Annotated in this window: 13 protein-coding genes; 6 read left to right on the top strand and 7 right to left on the bottom strand. The window is 66.1% G+C overall.

Translation table 11 applies throughout. The features are described 5' to 3' along the window. Window positions 1-19: 19 nt before the first annotated feature. The 3 genes from OHB26_RS15110 to OHB26_RS15120 form a co-directional block, all read right to left on the bottom strand. Window positions 20-490 carry a hypothetical protein gene (locus OHB26_RS15110; protein ID WP_330184793.1) on the bottom strand — a complete coding sequence of 157 codons (471 nt, stop codon included), beginning with the start codon at window positions 488-490 and terminating at the stop codon, window positions 20-22. A 248-nt stretch (window positions 491-738) separates the two neighbouring features. After that, a complete protein-coding gene (locus tag OHB26_RS15115) occupies window positions 739-1,497 on the bottom strand; it encodes a hypothetical protein (RefSeq protein WP_330184794.1) in 759 nt (252 codons plus the stop codon). Between the two features lie 255 nt (window positions 1,498-1,752). Further along, window positions 1,753-2,346, bottom strand: coding sequence for an SACE_7040 family transcriptional regulator (locus tag OHB26_RS15120; RefSeq protein WP_330184795.1), 594 nt, complete (start codon window positions 2,344-2,346; stop codon window positions 1,753-1,755). Window positions 2,347-2,440: 94 nt separating this feature from the next. Between OHB26_RS15120 and OHB26_RS15125 the strand changes: the two genes are divergently transcribed. From OHB26_RS15125 to OHB26_RS15150, 6 genes are read left to right on the top strand one after another with little or no spacing between them, the layout of a single operon-like run. Continuing rightward, window positions 2,441-4,027: a carboxyl transferase domain-containing protein gene (locus OHB26_RS15125; RefSeq protein WP_330184796.1), complete on the top strand. Its 1,587-nt coding sequence runs from the start codon at window positions 2,441-2,443 to the stop codon at window positions 4,025-4,027. Between the two features lie 8 nt (window positions 4,028-4,035). Beyond that, complete coding sequence (locus OHB26_RS15130; RefSeq protein WP_330184797.1) at window positions 4,036-6,048, top strand: acetyl/propionyl/methylcrotonyl-CoA carboxylase subunit alpha; 2,013 nt, start codon at window positions 4,036-4,038, stop codon at window positions 6,046-6,048. Beyond that, window positions 6,045-7,205 (top strand): acyl-CoA dehydrogenase family protein, encoded by a 1,161-nt coding sequence (locus OHB26_RS15135; protein ID WP_330184798.1) that lies wholly within the window; start codon window positions 6,045-6,047, stop codon window positions 7,203-7,205. Before OHB26_RS15130 ends, OHB26_RS15135 begins: the two co-directional genes overlap by 4 nt. After that, window positions 7,202-7,696, top strand: a complete 495-nt coding sequence (locus OHB26_RS15140; protein ID WP_330184799.1) for a MaoC family dehydratase — start codon at window positions 7,202-7,204, stop codon at window positions 7,694-7,696. The genes OHB26_RS15135 and OHB26_RS15140 overlap by 4 nt, the downstream gene beginning before the upstream one ends. Next, window positions 7,693-8,526: an HpcH/HpaI aldolase/citrate lyase family protein gene (locus OHB26_RS15145; protein WP_330184800.1), complete on the top strand. Its 834-nt coding sequence runs from the start codon at window positions 7,693-7,695 to the stop codon at window positions 8,524-8,526. The genes OHB26_RS15140 and OHB26_RS15145 overlap by 4 nt, the downstream gene beginning before the upstream one ends. An 11-nt stretch (window positions 8,527-8,537) precedes the next feature. After that, window positions 8,538-10,475: an acetoacetate--CoA ligase gene (locus OHB26_RS15150; RefSeq protein ID WP_330184801.1), complete on the top strand. Its 1,938-nt coding sequence runs from the start codon at window positions 8,538-8,540 to the stop codon at window positions 10,473-10,475. A 45-nt stretch (window positions 10,476-10,520) separates the two neighbouring features. On the opposite strand, the gene OHB26_RS15155 is transcribed toward OHB26_RS15150, so the two are convergent. The 4 genes from OHB26_RS15155 to OHB26_RS15170 form a co-directional block, all read right to left on the bottom strand. Then, entirely contained in the window at window positions 10,521-10,829 is a 309-nt protein-coding gene (locus OHB26_RS15155; protein ID WP_330184802.1) for a DUF4254 domain-containing protein, read from the bottom strand. A gap of 207 nt (window positions 10,830-11,036) precedes the next feature. Further along, on the bottom strand, window positions 11,037-12,068 hold the full coding sequence (gene add / locus OHB26_RS15160; RefSeq protein WP_330184803.1) for an adenosine deaminase: 1,032 nt from the start codon (window positions 12,066-12,068) through the stop codon (window positions 11,037-11,039). After that, entirely contained in the window at window positions 12,065-13,117 is a 1,053-nt protein-coding gene (locus OHB26_RS15165) for an isopenicillin N synthase family dioxygenase (protein ID WP_330184804.1), read from the bottom strand. The genes add and OHB26_RS15165 overlap by 4 nt, the downstream gene beginning before the upstream one ends. Window positions 13,118-13,128: 11 nt before the next feature. Continuing rightward, complete coding sequence (locus tag OHB26_RS15170) at window positions 13,129-14,535, bottom strand: purine-cytosine permease family protein (protein WP_330184805.1); 1,407 nt, start codon at window positions 14,533-14,535, stop codon at window positions 13,129-13,131. Window positions 14,536-14,644 lie beyond the last annotated feature (109 nt).

Genomic DNA, 14,644 nt, shown 5'->3' on the forward strand with positions numbered 1-14,644 from the left:
ATGACGGCTGGATGCCTGCTCAGGGTTGGCCGGTGAAGTACGCGACTCCGGCATCGATGAGGGGTTGACCGCCGACCGCGAGGAAGCCGATACCCGCGCCGATGGCGATGCCCAGTAGCGGGGGCAGTACGAAGATCCAGAACGGGATGGTGATCAGGCCGCCGATCGCGCCGCCGATCAATGCGCCGAAGGTGCCGCGCTGTACCTGCTCATTCCACCGCTCCTGCGAGGTAATCGACTGTGCCGGAGCATCAATCGACTGTGGAGTGAGGGGCGCACCGACCTGGGTGGCCTGCCCGGGTGCGGTGCCGGGGCGCAGTGTCAGCGTCGCGCCGCCGTCCTCGATGGCCGGGTCCAGGGCGATATCGCGACCGGCGGCATGAATCGCCAGCGGCACGGCCCCCGCGACTGTGCCGGACCGATCGGCGATGGTGATCGCGTTCGCCTCGGTCGACATGGCGAAGGTGCCCGTGTCGAGGGTGGTCGTCACGCCGCCGCCGTCGGGCGTGATGCTAGCGAAATAACCTATGCCGCTCTCGATTCCGCGAATCGAAGCAGCCGGGTCGGATGACGCCGCCGCGACCGCCGGTGCGGCTTCCGGCTGAGCCTGTGCGATTCCTGTTGCGGCGCAGGTGATTCCCACTGCCAGTGTGGCGATTACGGCGGTGTCGAGTGCGCTTCGAAGGTTGCCACGCCGAATGGTGTTGTGCCGCATAGCTGTCGGAAAGGATCCGAGATTCATCGGAGGCCGCCCATGCCCGCGCCGATGACCGCCCCCGCGATGCCGCCGGTCGCACCCCAGGTGAGGCAGGTCAGCGGGGTCAGGGGGAATGCGATAACGGTGACGATCTGAAGGGTTGCGCCGATGCCGCAACCGATTACAGCGCCCTGGACCGCTCCGGCGATGGCGGAGGCGGCGACGCTGTCGGCGCGGCTGGGGGCCACGCCCAGGGAGCGGGCGTACTGGGAGATATCGGCTTCGGGGCGGGCGAAGGTGGAGTTGATCTGGTCGATCTGGTCCGTATTCAGGAAATCGGGTGCGGCCATGGAGAGATCACCCGCGCGCAGCACCTTCGGATCGGGCACGATCTCCGCGAGCTGCGGTGCGGGCTCGGGGGCGTGCAGCGTCTCCGGTTGCAGCGGTGCGATGTATTCCCGTTGCGGTACTTGGCGATACGGCGCGTTGTAATCGGAAGCCGGTGCCACGCCGTGCGCGTCGTCGGCGGGTGAGACGTAATCCGATGGCGGCGGCGTCTTCACGGCGGCGGGCGCGGGCGGCTTGGTCACGCCGGGCTGGATCGGGCCGGGGGACTGGTTGCCCGGATTGGGTGTGGTGACACCCGGCTGCGGGGTGATGAACTGCGGCTGCGCCACCGCCTGCTCCGATGCGGCCTGCGCGGTCGCGCTCCCGGCGACCACCGCCACCAGTGGGACCACGCCCATCGCCGCACGGGCGGCCATGCGCTGAGTCGTCGTCTGCCTGCGGTGTTTCGCCATATGAGTCCCCGAACCCTTCAATGCACTGTTTTCGACCGCGCGACCGCACGCCGGTGGGATAGCTGTTCGATAACCCCCCGGTCAGCGCGTGTCACGCCAACTGCCGTGCTCGCGATTTCGATTCTCGTACAGCGGAATCGGTATGCGGGCAGGACAATTCACCCCGCAGTACATCGGGGTTCATAAGCGCATGTCAAACGATCGAGAGCGGCTGAGTCGCGGATCACAAACGACCGCTGGAAGAGTCGGGCGGTATCAGCCGAGAGCGGCCAGGGCCATTCGGCGTAGTACCGGGCGGGCGCGGGTGGCGGTAGCGGCGGGGGCGCTGTGTGGGGTGGAGTTGATCAGGCCGAAGGTGGCGTGCGCCTGGACGCGCGCGGTGGCCTCCGGTAGGTCGGGGTGTAGATCCCGCAGTACGGCGACCCAGACCTCCACGTATTGCCGCTGGGTGCGGCGCACCTGGCGGCGCGCGGCCTCGGGCAGATTCTCCAGATCGCGATCCTGGATACGAATGAGTTCGGGCTCGCCCAGCGCGAAGTCGAGATGGAAATCGATCAGCGCGTCGAGCGCGGCGGCGGGGGAGTCCGCCTCGGCCGCGACCGCGCTCCCGCCGTCGAGCAGGCGCTGACTGATCCCGACCAGCAACTCCACCAGCAGCGCTTCCTTATTGGGGAAGTGCCGGTACACCGCGGGTCCGCTGATACCCGCCGCCGCGCCCAGATCGTCCAGGCGCATGCCGAGGAATCCGCGGTCCGCGATCAACCGCGCGCCCGCTTCCAGCAGCTGTTCCCGCCGCTGGGCTTTGAGCTGTTCGCGCCGGGTTTGGGGCACGGTTTCCGTGTTGTTCACCGCGGGCTCCCTTCCTCGGTCCTGGACAACTCAGTTAGTGAAGATTATCTTATATTCCAGTTATTGGCGATTAACCGAGTGGCAGGATGGCGGCATGACGGTGACTGGGGAGGTGCGCACCGGAAATCGGGCCGCGCATCACGCGCTGGTCGATGAGCTGCGCGAACGCTTGGCGGTCAGCGCGCTGGGCGGTCCGGACAGGGCACGTGAGCGGCATTTGGCGCGTGGGAAGCTGCTGCCCAGGCAGCGCGTGGATCAGCTGCTCGATCCCGGCTCACCATTCCTGGAGCTGTCGCCGCTGGCGGCCACCGGCATGTACGGGGACGAATGCCCGGGCGCGGGTGTGATCGGCGGTATCGGCCGGGTCTCCGGGCGCGAATGCGTGATCATCGCCAATGACGCCACCGTCAAGGGCGGCACCTACTACCCGATGACGGTGAAGAAGCATCTGCGGGCGCAGGAGGTGGCGCTGCAGAACAATCTGCCCTGTATCTACCTGGTCGACTCGGGTGGCGCGTTCCTGCCCAAGCAGGATGAGGTCTTCCCGGATCGCGAACACTTCGGCCGCATCTTCTTCAATCAGGCGAATATGAGCGCCAAGGGGATCGCGCAGATCTCCGCGGTCATGGGTTCGTGCACGGCGGGCGGCGCGTACGTCCCGGCCATGAGCGATGAGACCGTCATCGTGCGCGATCAGGGCACCATCTTCCTGGGCGGCCCGCCGCTGGTGAAGGCCGCCACCGGTGAGGTGGTCACCGCCGAGGAGCTGGGCGGCGGCGAATTGCATTCGCGCACTTCAGGTGTGACCGATCATCTGGCCGAGAGTGATCAGGACGCGCTGCGCATCGTCCGCGATATCATTGCCACCCTTGGCCCCAAGACCCCCACGCCGTGGGAGGTGCGCCCGGTCGTCGATGCCATCGCGCCGCAGGATGAGCTGTACGACATTGTGCCCGTTGATCTCCGGACCCCGTATGACGTCCGCGATGTGATCACGCGGATGGTCGACGGCGGCGAATTCGGTGAGTTCAAAGCCGAATACGGTCGCACCCTGGTCACCGGCTTCGCACACATCCACGGCCATCCGGTCGGCATCGTCGCCAATAACGGCGTGCTGTTCAGCGAATCCGCCATGAAGGGCGCGCACTTCATCGAGCTCTGCGATAAGCGCAAGATCCCGCTGCTGTTCCTGCAGAACATCACCGGCTTCATGGTCGGCCGCGATTACGAAGCGGGCGGTATCGCCAAGCACGGTGCGAAGATGGTCACCGCGGTGGCGTGCGCCCGGGTGCCGAAGCTGACCGTGGTCATCGGCGGCTCGTACGGTGCGGGCAACTACTCCATGTGCGGGCGCGCGTATTCGCCGCGCTTCCTGTGGATGTGGCCCAATGCCCGCATCTCCGTCATGGGTGGTGAACAGGCCGCCTCGGTGCTGGCCACCGTGCGCGGCGAACAGCTGGACAGCTCGGGCAAGCCCTGGTCGGACGAGGATCAGGAGGCGTTCAAGGCCCCTATTCGCGACCAGTACGAGGCGCAGGGCAATCCCTACTACTCGACCGCCCGGCTCTGGGACGATGGCGTCATCGACCCCGCCGATACCAGAACAGTTGTCGGCCTGGCGCTTTCGGCGTGCGCGCAAGCGCCCCTCGAAGACGTCTCCTACGGCGTCTTCAGGATGTGATCGCCTTGATGAACAAAGCACACCCCGTCGCCTTCGATACGGTGCTGGTCGCCAATCGCGGTGAGATCGCGGTGCGAGTCATTCGCACCCTGCGCGCCATGGGAATTCGCTCGGTCGCGGTGTACAGCGATGCCGATGTCAATGCCCGGCATGTGCACGAGGCCGATATCGCGGTGCGGCTCGGCCCGGCCCCGGCGCGCGAGTCCTATCTGGATATCGCCAAGGTCGTGGAGGCCGCGGTGCGCTCCGGCGCACAGGCCGTGCACCCGGGATATGGCTTCCTGTCGGAGAATCCGGCCTTCGCGGCGGCGCTCGACGCGGCCGATATCGTCTTCCTCGGACCGCCGACCCGGGCCATCGAGATCATGGGCGACAAGATCGCCGCCAAGAACGCGGTTTCGGCCTACGGAGTCCCCGTGGTGCCGGGTATCGCCCGGCCCGGTCTCACCGATGCCGAATTGATCGAGGCGGCAGCCGAAGTCGGCTATCCGGTGCTGGTGAAGCCGTCCGCCGGTGGCGGCGGTAAGGGTATGCGCCGGGTCGAGGATCCGGCCCTGCTGCCCGAGGCCCTGATCAGCGCCCGCCGCGAGGCCGGTGCGGCCTTCGGTGACGACACCCTGTTCCTGGAGCGATTCGTCAACCGCCCCAGGCATATCGAGGTGCAGGTCCTCGCCGACGAATTCGGCCAGGTGCTGCATCTGGGCGAGCGCGAATGCAGTCTGCAGCGCCGCCATCAGAAGGTGATCGAGGAGGCTCCGTCACCACTGCTGGATGCCCGCACCCGGGCTCGGATCGGCGCGGCCGCCTGCAATACCGCGCGCAGCGTGGACTATGTCGGCGCGGGCACCGTGGAGTTCATCGTCTCCGCCGACAGGCCGGACGAGTTCTTCTTCATGGAGATGAATACCCGTCTGCAGGTGGAGCATCCGGTCACCGAGCTGATCACCGGCGTGGACCTGGTCGAGTGCCAGGTGCGGATCGCCGCGGGTCAGAAGCTGGCGGTCGGCCAGGAGGACATCAAGCTCACCGGCCATGCCATCGAGGCGCGGGTGTACGCCGAGGATCCCGGTCGCGGCTTCCTGCCCACCGGCGGCACCGTGCTGGCGCTGTCCGAGCCGGAAGGTAAAGGCGTGCGCGTGGATTCGGGTCTGCGCGCCGGAACCGTGGTCGGCACCGACTACGATCCGATGCTCTCCAAGGTCATCACGCACGCCGGTGACCGTGACTCCGCTATCAAGAAACTCGATGCGGCCCTGCGGGATACGCAGATCCTGGGCGTTCGCGCCAATATCGATTTCCTGCGCTTCCTGCTCGCCGATCCGGACGTGCGGGCCGGAGCCCTGGATACCGGCCTGCTGGATCGGCGCGCGGTCGACTTCGCGCCCGCGGCCGCAAGTGACGCCCAATTCATCGCCGCCGCAACGGATCTGTGGTTGCGCCACTGGCCTACCGGTGCGGCCGATCCCTGGTCCATCCCGAACGGCTGGCGGGTGGGCGCGCACGCACCCACCGGCTTCCGGTTGAGCTCCGGTGATCGCACCGCGCACGTCTACCTCTCGGGTACCCCCGATCAGGCAACGGCCTGGCTGGAGGATGGCGAAAAGCACTCGCTGACAGCCGCGTCCGACGGTGACTGGCTCACCGTCACGCTCGACGGACTGCGCGGACGCTACCGCGTCGCCACCGCCGGCGATCAGCTCTGGGTGGCCGACGCCACCGGCGTCGCCCAGTTGCGCGAGGTCGCCGAGGCCGATGTCCGCGGCGGCGGCGAACACGTCGGCGATGCCGAGATCACCAGCCCCATGCCGGGTTCGGTCATCGCGGTACCCGCCGTCGACGGCGCCGAGGTCGCGGCGGGAGCGCCGATCGTCATTGTCGAAGCCATGAAAATGGAGCACACCCTCACCGCCCCCGTAGCCGGGCGGGTGGAGTTGCTCGTCGAAGCCGGAGCCCAGGTCAAGCTGGAGCAGCCGCTGGCCCGCATCATCACCGCTGATTCCCAGGAGAACACCGCGTCATGACCGACTTCCTGTCCACCGGCACGCTGCCGGACGAGTACCGCGAACTCGCCCTCACCGTCCGCGACTTCGCCAATCAGGTGGTGGCCCCGGTCGCCGCCAAACACGATGCCGAGCACAGCTTCCCGTACGAGGTCATCGCGGGTATGGCCGATATGGGCCTGTTCGGCCTGCCGTTCCCCGAGGAGTTCGGCGGTATGGGCGGCGACTACTTCGCGCTCTGCCTGGCCCTGGAAGAGCTCGGCAAGGTCGATCAGAGTGTGGCCATCACCCTCGAAGCGGGTGTCTCGCTGGGCGCGATGCCGATCTACCGCTTCGGCGATGACAAGCAGAAGCAGGAGTGGCTGCCGCTGCTCGCCAGTGGGCGCGCGCTGGGCGCGTTCGGCCTCACCGAGCCCGGCGCGGGCAGCGACGCGGGCGGCACCCGCACCACCGCCAAGCAGGACGGTGACAGCTGGATCATCAACGGCAGCAAGCAGTTCATCACCAATTCGGGCACCGATATCACCCGTCTGGTCACCGTCACCGCCGTCACCGGCGAGACCGATGGCAAGAAGGAGATCTCCACCATCATCGTGCCCGCCGACACCCCCGGTTTCGTGGCCGAGCCCGCGTACAACAAGGTCGGCTGGAATGCCTCGGATACGCATCCGCTGAGCTTCACCGATGTACGGGTGCCCGCGGAGAACCTGCTCGGTGAGCGCGGTCGCGGCTACGCCAACTTCCTGCGCATTCTGGACGAGGGCCGCATCGCCATCGCCGCACTGTCGGTCGGCGCGGCACAGGGTTGCGTGGACGAGAGCATCAAATACGCCAAGGAGCGCGAGGCGTTCGGCCGTCCCATCGGCAGCAATCAGGCCATTGCCTTCAAGATCGCCCGGATGGAGGTGCGCGCGCATATGGCCCGCACCGCCTACTACGACGCGGCCGCGCTCATGCTCTCGGGTAAGCCGTTCAAGAAGCAGGCCTCCATCGCGAAACTGGTCGCCAGCGAGGCCGCCATGGACAATGCTCGCGACGCCACCCAGATTTTCGGCGGCTACGGCTTCATGAACGAATATGCTGTGGCGCGGCACTATCGCGACAGCAAGATCCTGGAGATCGGCGAGGGCACCACGGAGGTGCAGTTGATGCTTATCGGACGAGAGCTGGGCCTGTGACCGAGGGCAGCACGCCGGAGGTTCGCCGAGTCGTACAGCGCGGCCTGTGGTTCGAGGAGTTCGAGCTCGGTGTGGTGTACGAGCATCGGCCCGGCCGCACCATTACCGAGGCCGACAATGTCCTGTTCACGACGCTCACGATGAATACCCAGGCGCTGCACCTGGACGCCGCGTTCGCGGCCACCCAGGAGCCGTTCCGCCAACGGCTGGTGAACTCCATGTTCACGCTCTCCACGCTGGTGGGTCTGTCGGTGGCGCAGCTGACCCAGGGCACCATCGTGGCCAATCTCGGCTTCTCCGAAATCGCTTTTCCCAAACCGCTTTTCCACGGCGACACGCTGTACGCCGAGACCGTCGTCACCGACCTGCGGGAATCCAAGAGTCGTCCGGGGGAGGGCATCGTGACCTTCGCGCACACCGGCCGCAATCAGCACGGGGATGTGGTGGCCACCGCCAACCGCAAGACCCTGGTGAGGAAGCAAAAGCAATGAGCTGGGAGATGCCCGGACCCGCGTGGCTGTTCTGTCCCGCGGATCGGCCCGAGCGCTATGAGAAGGCCGCCACGGCGGCCGATGTGGTGATCATCGACCTGGAAGATGGTGTGGCCGAGGCCGACAAGGCTGCGGCCCGCGAGGCGTTGATCGCCACTCCGCTGGATCCCGAGCGCACCGTGGTGCGGGTGAACGCGGCGGGGACGGTCGAGCACATGCTGGACCTGGATGCCCTGCTGCGCACCGAGTACAGGCGTCTAATGCTGCCCAAATGTGAATCGGCGGAGCAGATTACGCGCCTGTCCGACTACGAGGTGATCGCGCTCATCGAATCGCCGCTGGGCGCGATGGCGGTCGGCCGGGCGGTCATGGTGCGCAATGCCATCGGCGTCATGTGGGGCGCGGAGGATCTGGTGGCGGCGCTCGGCGGCAACTCCAGCCGGCATGCCGACGGTGGCTATCGCGATGTGGCGCTGCATGTGCGCTCGCAATCGCTGTTGGCGGCCAAGGCATATGGCAAGTTCGCGCTGGATTCGGTGTTCCTGAACATCCCCGATCTGGCGGGGCTCGCCACGGAATCCGAGGACGCGGTCGCGGTCGGCTTCGATGCCAAGGTCGCCATTCATCCCAGTCAGGTGCCGGTCATCCGGCGCGCCTACGCCCCGGTGGCGAAGGAAGTCGACTGGGCGCAAAGGCTTTTGGCCGAGGTGCCGAATCATCGAGGTGTCTTCACCTTCGAGGGCCGAATGGTGGATATGCCGGTCATCCGGCATGCCGAGCGGATCGTGCAGCGTGCGCAGGTCGCGGACAGCGCGGGATTCGCGTCGTAGGAGGTAGTGCGGTGGAACCACAGTGGGTGCCGAGTGCGGCGGATATCGCCGGAGCGCGGGTCACCGATTTCGCGAAGTACGTGACCGAGCGCACGGGAACGGCACTGCCGGACTACGACTCGCTCTGGCGGTGGTCGGTGGAGAATCTGGCGGGCTTCTGGGGAGCGCTCTGGGACTACTTCGACCTGGGCGAGCGCAGCGGTCAGGTCCTGGTCTCCACCGAGATGCCCGGGACGAAATGGTTTCCGGCGCAACAGCTGAACTATGTCGATCAGGTCGTTCGGCAGGCGCGCACGGATCGGCCCGCGATCATCGGCGTCGATGAGGACGGCAGTGTGATCGAGCTGTCCTGGGCCGAACTGCTGAGCAGCACAGCGGCTTTCGCGCGCACGCTGAGCGAACTCGGTGTCGGGCGCGGTGATCGGGTCGCCGGATACCTGCCGAATATTCCACAGGCCGTCATCGCCTTCCTCGCCACCGCGAGCCTCGGCGCCATCTGGAGTGCCTGCGGCCAGGACTACTCGGCGCAGGCGGCCCTGGACCGACTCGGTCAGTTGGAGCCGAAGGTCCTGGTCACCGCGGACGGATATCGCTTCGGCGGGAAGGTGCACGACAAGACCGCCGATATCGAGGCGCTGCGGGCCGGGCTGCCCTCGCTGGCCGCGACGGTACTGGTCTCACGCATCGGCAAGTCGCTACCGGATGTGGTGTCCTGGGATGAGGTGATCGCGGACGCGGATTCGCCCGTAATCGACACCGTCCCGGTCGATTTCGAACATCCGCTCTGGGTGCTGTACTCCTCCGGGACCACCGGCAAGCCCAAGGGGATCGTGCACGGGCACGGCGGAGTGCTGCTGGAGCATTTGAAAGCCGTTGCGCTGCAATCCGATATCGGGCGTGCGGACACCTTCTTCTGGTACACCAGCCCCAGCTGGATGATGTGGAACTTCCAGGTGGCCGGGCTGCTGACCGGCGCGACCATCGTCACCTACGACGGCAGCCCGGCGGCTCCGACGCCGGATGCGCTGTGGGCCATCGCCGCTCGTACCGGTGCCACGGTCGTCGGCACCAGCCCGGGCTATGTGCTCGGCTGCGCCAAGGCGGGTGTGGTGCCACGCCGCGATCACGATCTCTCCGCGCTGCGCATGGTCGGCATCACCGGCTCATCGCTGCCGCCGTCATCCTCACTGTGGTTGCGCGACAATGTAGGTGAAGACGTTCCGGTCGCCTCCATCAGCGGCGGCACCGATGTCGTCTCCGCGTTCATCGGTGGGGTGCGCACCGTCCCGGTCTGGCCGGGTGAACTCTCCGCCCCCTATCTCGGCGTGGCCCTGGATGCCTGGGATGAGAAGGGCCATCCGGTGCGGGGTGAGGTCGGCGAGTTGGTCATCACCAAACCGATGCCCTCCATGCCGGTCCGCTTCTGGGACGATCCGGACGGAAGTCGTTACCGCGAAGCCTATTTCGATATGTTCCCCGGTGTCTGGCGGCACGGTGACTGGATCACCATCAACGACCACGGCAGTATCACCGTGCACGGCCGCTCCGATTCGACCCTGAACCGGCACGGAATTCGCATGGGCAGCGCCGACATCTACCAGACGGTCGAGGGGTTGCCGGAGGTCGCCGAGGCGTTGGTGCTCGGCGTCGAGCTACCCGAGGGCCGCTACTGGATGCCGCTGTTCGTCGTCCCCGCCCCCGGTGTCGAGTTGACCGATGAGGTGAAGGCGCGCATCAATTCCGCCATTCGCACCGAGGTTTCTCCTCGGCATGTGCCGGACGAAATCATTGCCGCCCCGGCTATTCCGCACACCCGTACTGGAAAGAAGCTCGAGGTCCCCCTCAAAAAACTCTTCCAGGGCGCGGAACTGGCCAGGGTCGTCGCACCGACCGCGGTGGATGATCCCGACCTGCTGACCTGGTACGCCCAGCACTCCCCGCCGAAGTAAGCGGCGCGAATTGCCCGGCGGCCCCGTGTCCGCCGGGCGATTCGCTCAATGCCCGCCGGGCAACCGGCGACGTCCGGTACACACCTCGGACGCCAAATCCTCATAGCCCACGGCCAATTCGGCCAGGCTCTCCCACACGTTGGTCAATTCCTGCCCCGAGGCATGCGCGAGCGCCGCACAGGCATGAGCGGTCAACTGCGCGAGCCGATCGATCACCGCGCCGAGTGTTTCGGTATGCACCCGAGCCGCCCCATGCGAGGGTGGTAGCCGCGAAGTCACCCAACAGTCGATGGTATGCACCAATTCGATGCGCAGACTGTCGAGTTCGGCGCAGGCATCCGGCGCTGCCGCCATCTTCCGCCCATGTAGCTCGGTTAGTTCATGTGCGGCGCTCAGTACCGGATGCCCCGGAAAACTGGTTCCACGGCAAGCCAGGAGAACTTGCCTCTTGCTAGGAAGCGCTTCCCTCATCGCGACCACTCCTCTTCCGAGAACTGCGAATTCCGAGAACGCTATTCCCTCAAAATGACCATCCCGTAACCTCCGGCCCAACAAGCTATTTCATGATCTTCCGACTACCGCGGACGCCGAGGTGAGGTGTTGCCGAACCCGGCTACGCAGCGGAGATTTGTCTGATTCGTCCAGCCAGGCGCCCTCGATGGCGTTCAATGTGAACGCCAGTAGTTGATCAACGTCATAGCAGAGCGTTTTGTGCAGGACTTCGAAATCGTTGGTGGGGTCGGTGCCGAACATCGGCGGGTCGTCGGAGTCGATCGTTACTCGGAGTCCGGCTTCGACCATTGCGGCGATCTTTTCGTGTTTGCCATCGCCGCTGCCGGAGTACCGGCCGATATCGGAACTCACCGGGGTGCAGGTGAAGACGATGCCCTCATCCCGGCAGCGTTCGGTAATGCGGGGGCTGTCGATCACGTGGTAGCCGTGATCGACCCTGGTACAGCCGAGAACATCGAGCAGGACTTCGATATTCGGGGGCGGACCGGATTCGGAGTGGGCGGTGCGATGTAAACCGGCGCGACCGGCAATGCGGTACGCCTCGTGGAAAAGCTCGGGCGGACCGTGCACTTCGGCGTAATCCAGGCCGATGCCGACGACCTCGTCGCAACGGAATTCGATGACCTTCCCGACCAGCTCGACGGCCGCCGCCGGAGTGTCCTCGCGATTGATGGCGACAATGATGCGGCTGCCGATTCCGGTGTCCTGCTCGGCTTCTCGCATTCCCGCGCGAACTCCGTCCAGGAGAACTCGATAGTCGACACCCGGATGCGCGGGCGGACTCACGAAGATCTCCCGATACAGCACACCGTGTTCGGAGCCGAGCGTGGTCAGCGACTCGTAGGTGATGCGGCGGAAATCGTCGGCATCGCGCACCACCCGCCCGACCATGTCGTAGACGCGCAGGAATTCATCCAGATCGACATGGCTGTCGATATCGTAGAGATTGTCGGCGGTGCGGCCGTCGGGCATCGGCACGCCGTACTTACGGGCCAGTGCCGCAACGGTTTCGGGCACTACCGAACCGGTCAGATGACAGTGCAGGCTGACCTTGGGTAGCTCACGAAAAGGAATCGTCACGCGCGGTCTCCCTCGGCTCGAGCGGCCGCGAGCACCCGGGCGGCCTCCCGGGGCGCGTTCGTATTGGCCTGGCCCGCACGGGAACCCGCGAGCTTGGCCCGCAGATGTTCGCCGACCGTCACCGGCTCGTATTTACTTCCCTCGCCGACGCAGGACGGCAGCGTCTCGATGAGGGCATCGATATTGCCGTCGTGGAAGTACGCCGCACTGCGGCGGCGCGCGATGGTGCCGTTCACGATCGGCGGCTTCACCCGGTGCAGGGTCGAGAGCCAGCGCTCATTGGTCCAACGCGCCATCAGGTCACCGAGATTCACCAGTAGCGCGCCGTCGGCGGGCTGTACGTCATGCCAGGTGCCGTCCGCGCCGAGCACCTGGAGGCCGGGCGTTCGATCGGCCCACAGCACGGTGAGAATGCCGTAATCGGTGTGCTCACCCATGCCGATGAGATCGCCGTCCAGATCCACCGTTCCGGGTGGCAGCGCGTAATTGTTCATCCGCATCACATCCAGCGAGTGATCGGTGAAGCGGTCGAAGTAGCCCACGGGCAATTCCAGCGCGTCCGCGAAGGCGGTGGTCAGGGTGCGCGCCACTCGCTCGGCCTCGGTGAAGTATGCCCGCACCGGGGCCTGGAACCGCGGAACATGCTGTGGCCACAGGTTTTCCGAGTACTCGGTGGTGGGCAGGTCGAGTCCGGGATGGTCGGCGGCGGTGGTGCCGATATTGAACGCCTCGAAGAAATCGTTCATTCTGGTCGCGGATTCCACACCGAGACTCAGGCTCAAACTCTCACTCTTGGGCGGTGAGTAGCCGCGATTGACGGCGGGCGGTGTGCGGTACTGCTTCTTGATCTCCAATTCGAGTGCGAAGAACGCATCGAGCGCGCCGGTGAAATCGTCGATTACGGTGTGCGGCACCGCATGTCCGACGATCTGCATGAAGCCGACGGTGCGCGCGGCCTCGTCGAGCTGTCGTGCGACCGCGCGACGAGCTTGCGCGTCGCCCTCGCCCACATAGGGCGTGATATCGATGACCGGTACCTGGAATTCCACAGCTATTCCTTTCAGACAGTTGCTTCGTCGGTGACGGTGCGGCGCGCGGTCAGGTAGTAGACGATGCCGCCCACCAGCAGCCCCGCCGGAACGCTCAGATCCGCGCCGTCGAGGGCTTTCGCGATCGGCCCGGTGAAAATGCTGGTATCGATGCAGCACAGCGCCGCCAGCATGCCCGCGGCCTGCGCGATCACCCCCGGCATATGCAGGCCGCCGGGCCGCGGATAGCGCCCGCCCGCCGTGCCGAGCGAATCGAGGTCGTAGCGCCCGCGGCGCAGGAAGTAGTCGATGACGAAGATGGCCGCCCACGGCGCGAACCACACGATCATGAAGAGCAGGAAGTTCGATACGAAGGTATTGAAGTCCGAGGAGAACACCACGATCGATCCGATGAGCGCGCAGATCACCCCGTCCAGCACCACCGCCTGCCAGCGGCCGATCCGAACTCCGATGGCCTGCAGGGTGACTCCCGAGGAGTACAGATCGATGGCGTTGAGCGAGATCATCTGCGCGATCACCAGCACCAGGTACGGGCCGAGGAACCAACCCGGATACACGCTGGGCAGCCCGCTGATGGGGTCCGACGCCTGCTCGGTCAGCAGCGCCACACCGATGCCGAGCAGCATGAGCAGCGCCTGCGGGACTCCACCGCCGATGGTCACCGCCGCGACGATCTCGCGGCGCGGGGTGGCACTCGGCAGATAGCGGGAGAAGTCGGCGGCATTGGGCGTCCAGCCCAGTCCACTCGCGCTGGCGGCCAAGGCGACTCCGCCGAGGAAGGCGGTCCAGCCCGCCGGTTGGCCGACGGTGATATCCAGCTCGTCGGCGGTCAGCCAGGCCATGATCAGGAACAGCGCCGCGAACGGGACGACGAGCATATTCAGCACCCGGGTGATCGCCGCGTGACCGAGGCTCGGCAGCAGGCTCTGCGCGATCGAGAACGCCACCAGCAGAACGACTTTGGTGGATGTGCCGACATGCACCCCGGTCATATCCAGCAGCGCCGAACCGGCCAGCACCAGAATCACCAGATCCAGTACCTCGTAACCGATCTGCTGTAGCCAATTGCAGAAGGCGATGGGCCGCATGCCATTGCGGCCGAACGCGGCGCGGGTGACGGTGAAGGTGGTGGTGCCCGCCGCCGGGCCGGGCAGACTCGCCAATCCGGCGATCACCCAGGTCGCGGTGCCGATGGCCACCGCGGCCAGCGCCTGCCACACATTCAGGCCGATGGCGATGAGCAGTGTGCCGTAGACGACGACCTGCACATTGAGAATGACACCGCTCCACATGAGGCCGAGCTGCCGGACGGTGCCGGTGCGCTCGGACTCCGGAATGTGGTCGATGCCGCGCTGTTCGACCAGCCGGGTACTGCGAGTGGGGGCGGTGACTTGTGGGTCGCCGTCGAGGACCGACATCGGGCACGCTCCGAGTAAACCAGGGGTGATAAGTGACAGCAGTCAGATTGGCGCAGTTGTATGGCGGTAGCGTTCACCCGCGTCACAAATATGTAAACGCCCGCGCATT

It is taken from the genome of Nocardia sp. NBC_01503 (assembly GCF_036327755.1).
GTDB lineage: Bacteria > Actinomycetota > Actinomycetes > Mycobacteriales > Mycobacteriaceae > Nocardia.

Bases quoted from the DNA above. Each gene is read 5' to 3' on its own strand.
- OHB26_RS15130 (WP_330184797.1), top strand. From the start codon at position 4,036: ATGAACAAAGCACACCCCGTCGCCTTCGATACGGTGCTGGTCGCCAAT.
- OHB26_RS15125 (WP_330184796.1), top strand. From the start codon at position 2,441: ATGACGGTGACTGGGGAGGTGCGCACCGGAAATCGGGCCGCGCATCAC.
- OHB26_RS15135 (WP_330184798.1), top strand. From the start codon at position 6,045: ATGACCGACTTCCTGTCCACCGGCACGCTGCCGGACGAGTACCGCGAA.
- OHB26_RS15155 (WP_330184802.1), bottom strand. From the start codon at position 10,829: ATGGCGGCAGCGCCGGATGCCTGCGCCGAACTCGACAGTCTGCGCATC.
- OHB26_RS15115 (WP_330184794.1), bottom strand. From the start codon at position 1,497: ATGGCGAAACACCGCAGGCAGACGACGACTCAGCGCATGGCCGCCCGT.
- OHB26_RS15145 (WP_330184800.1), top strand. From the start codon at position 7,693: ATGAGCTGGGAGATGCCCGGACCCGCGTGGCTGTTCTGTCCCGCGGAT.
- OHB26_RS15170 (WP_330184805.1), bottom strand. From the start codon at position 14,535: ATGTCGGTCCTCGACGGCGACCCACAAGTCACCGCCCCCACTCGCAGT.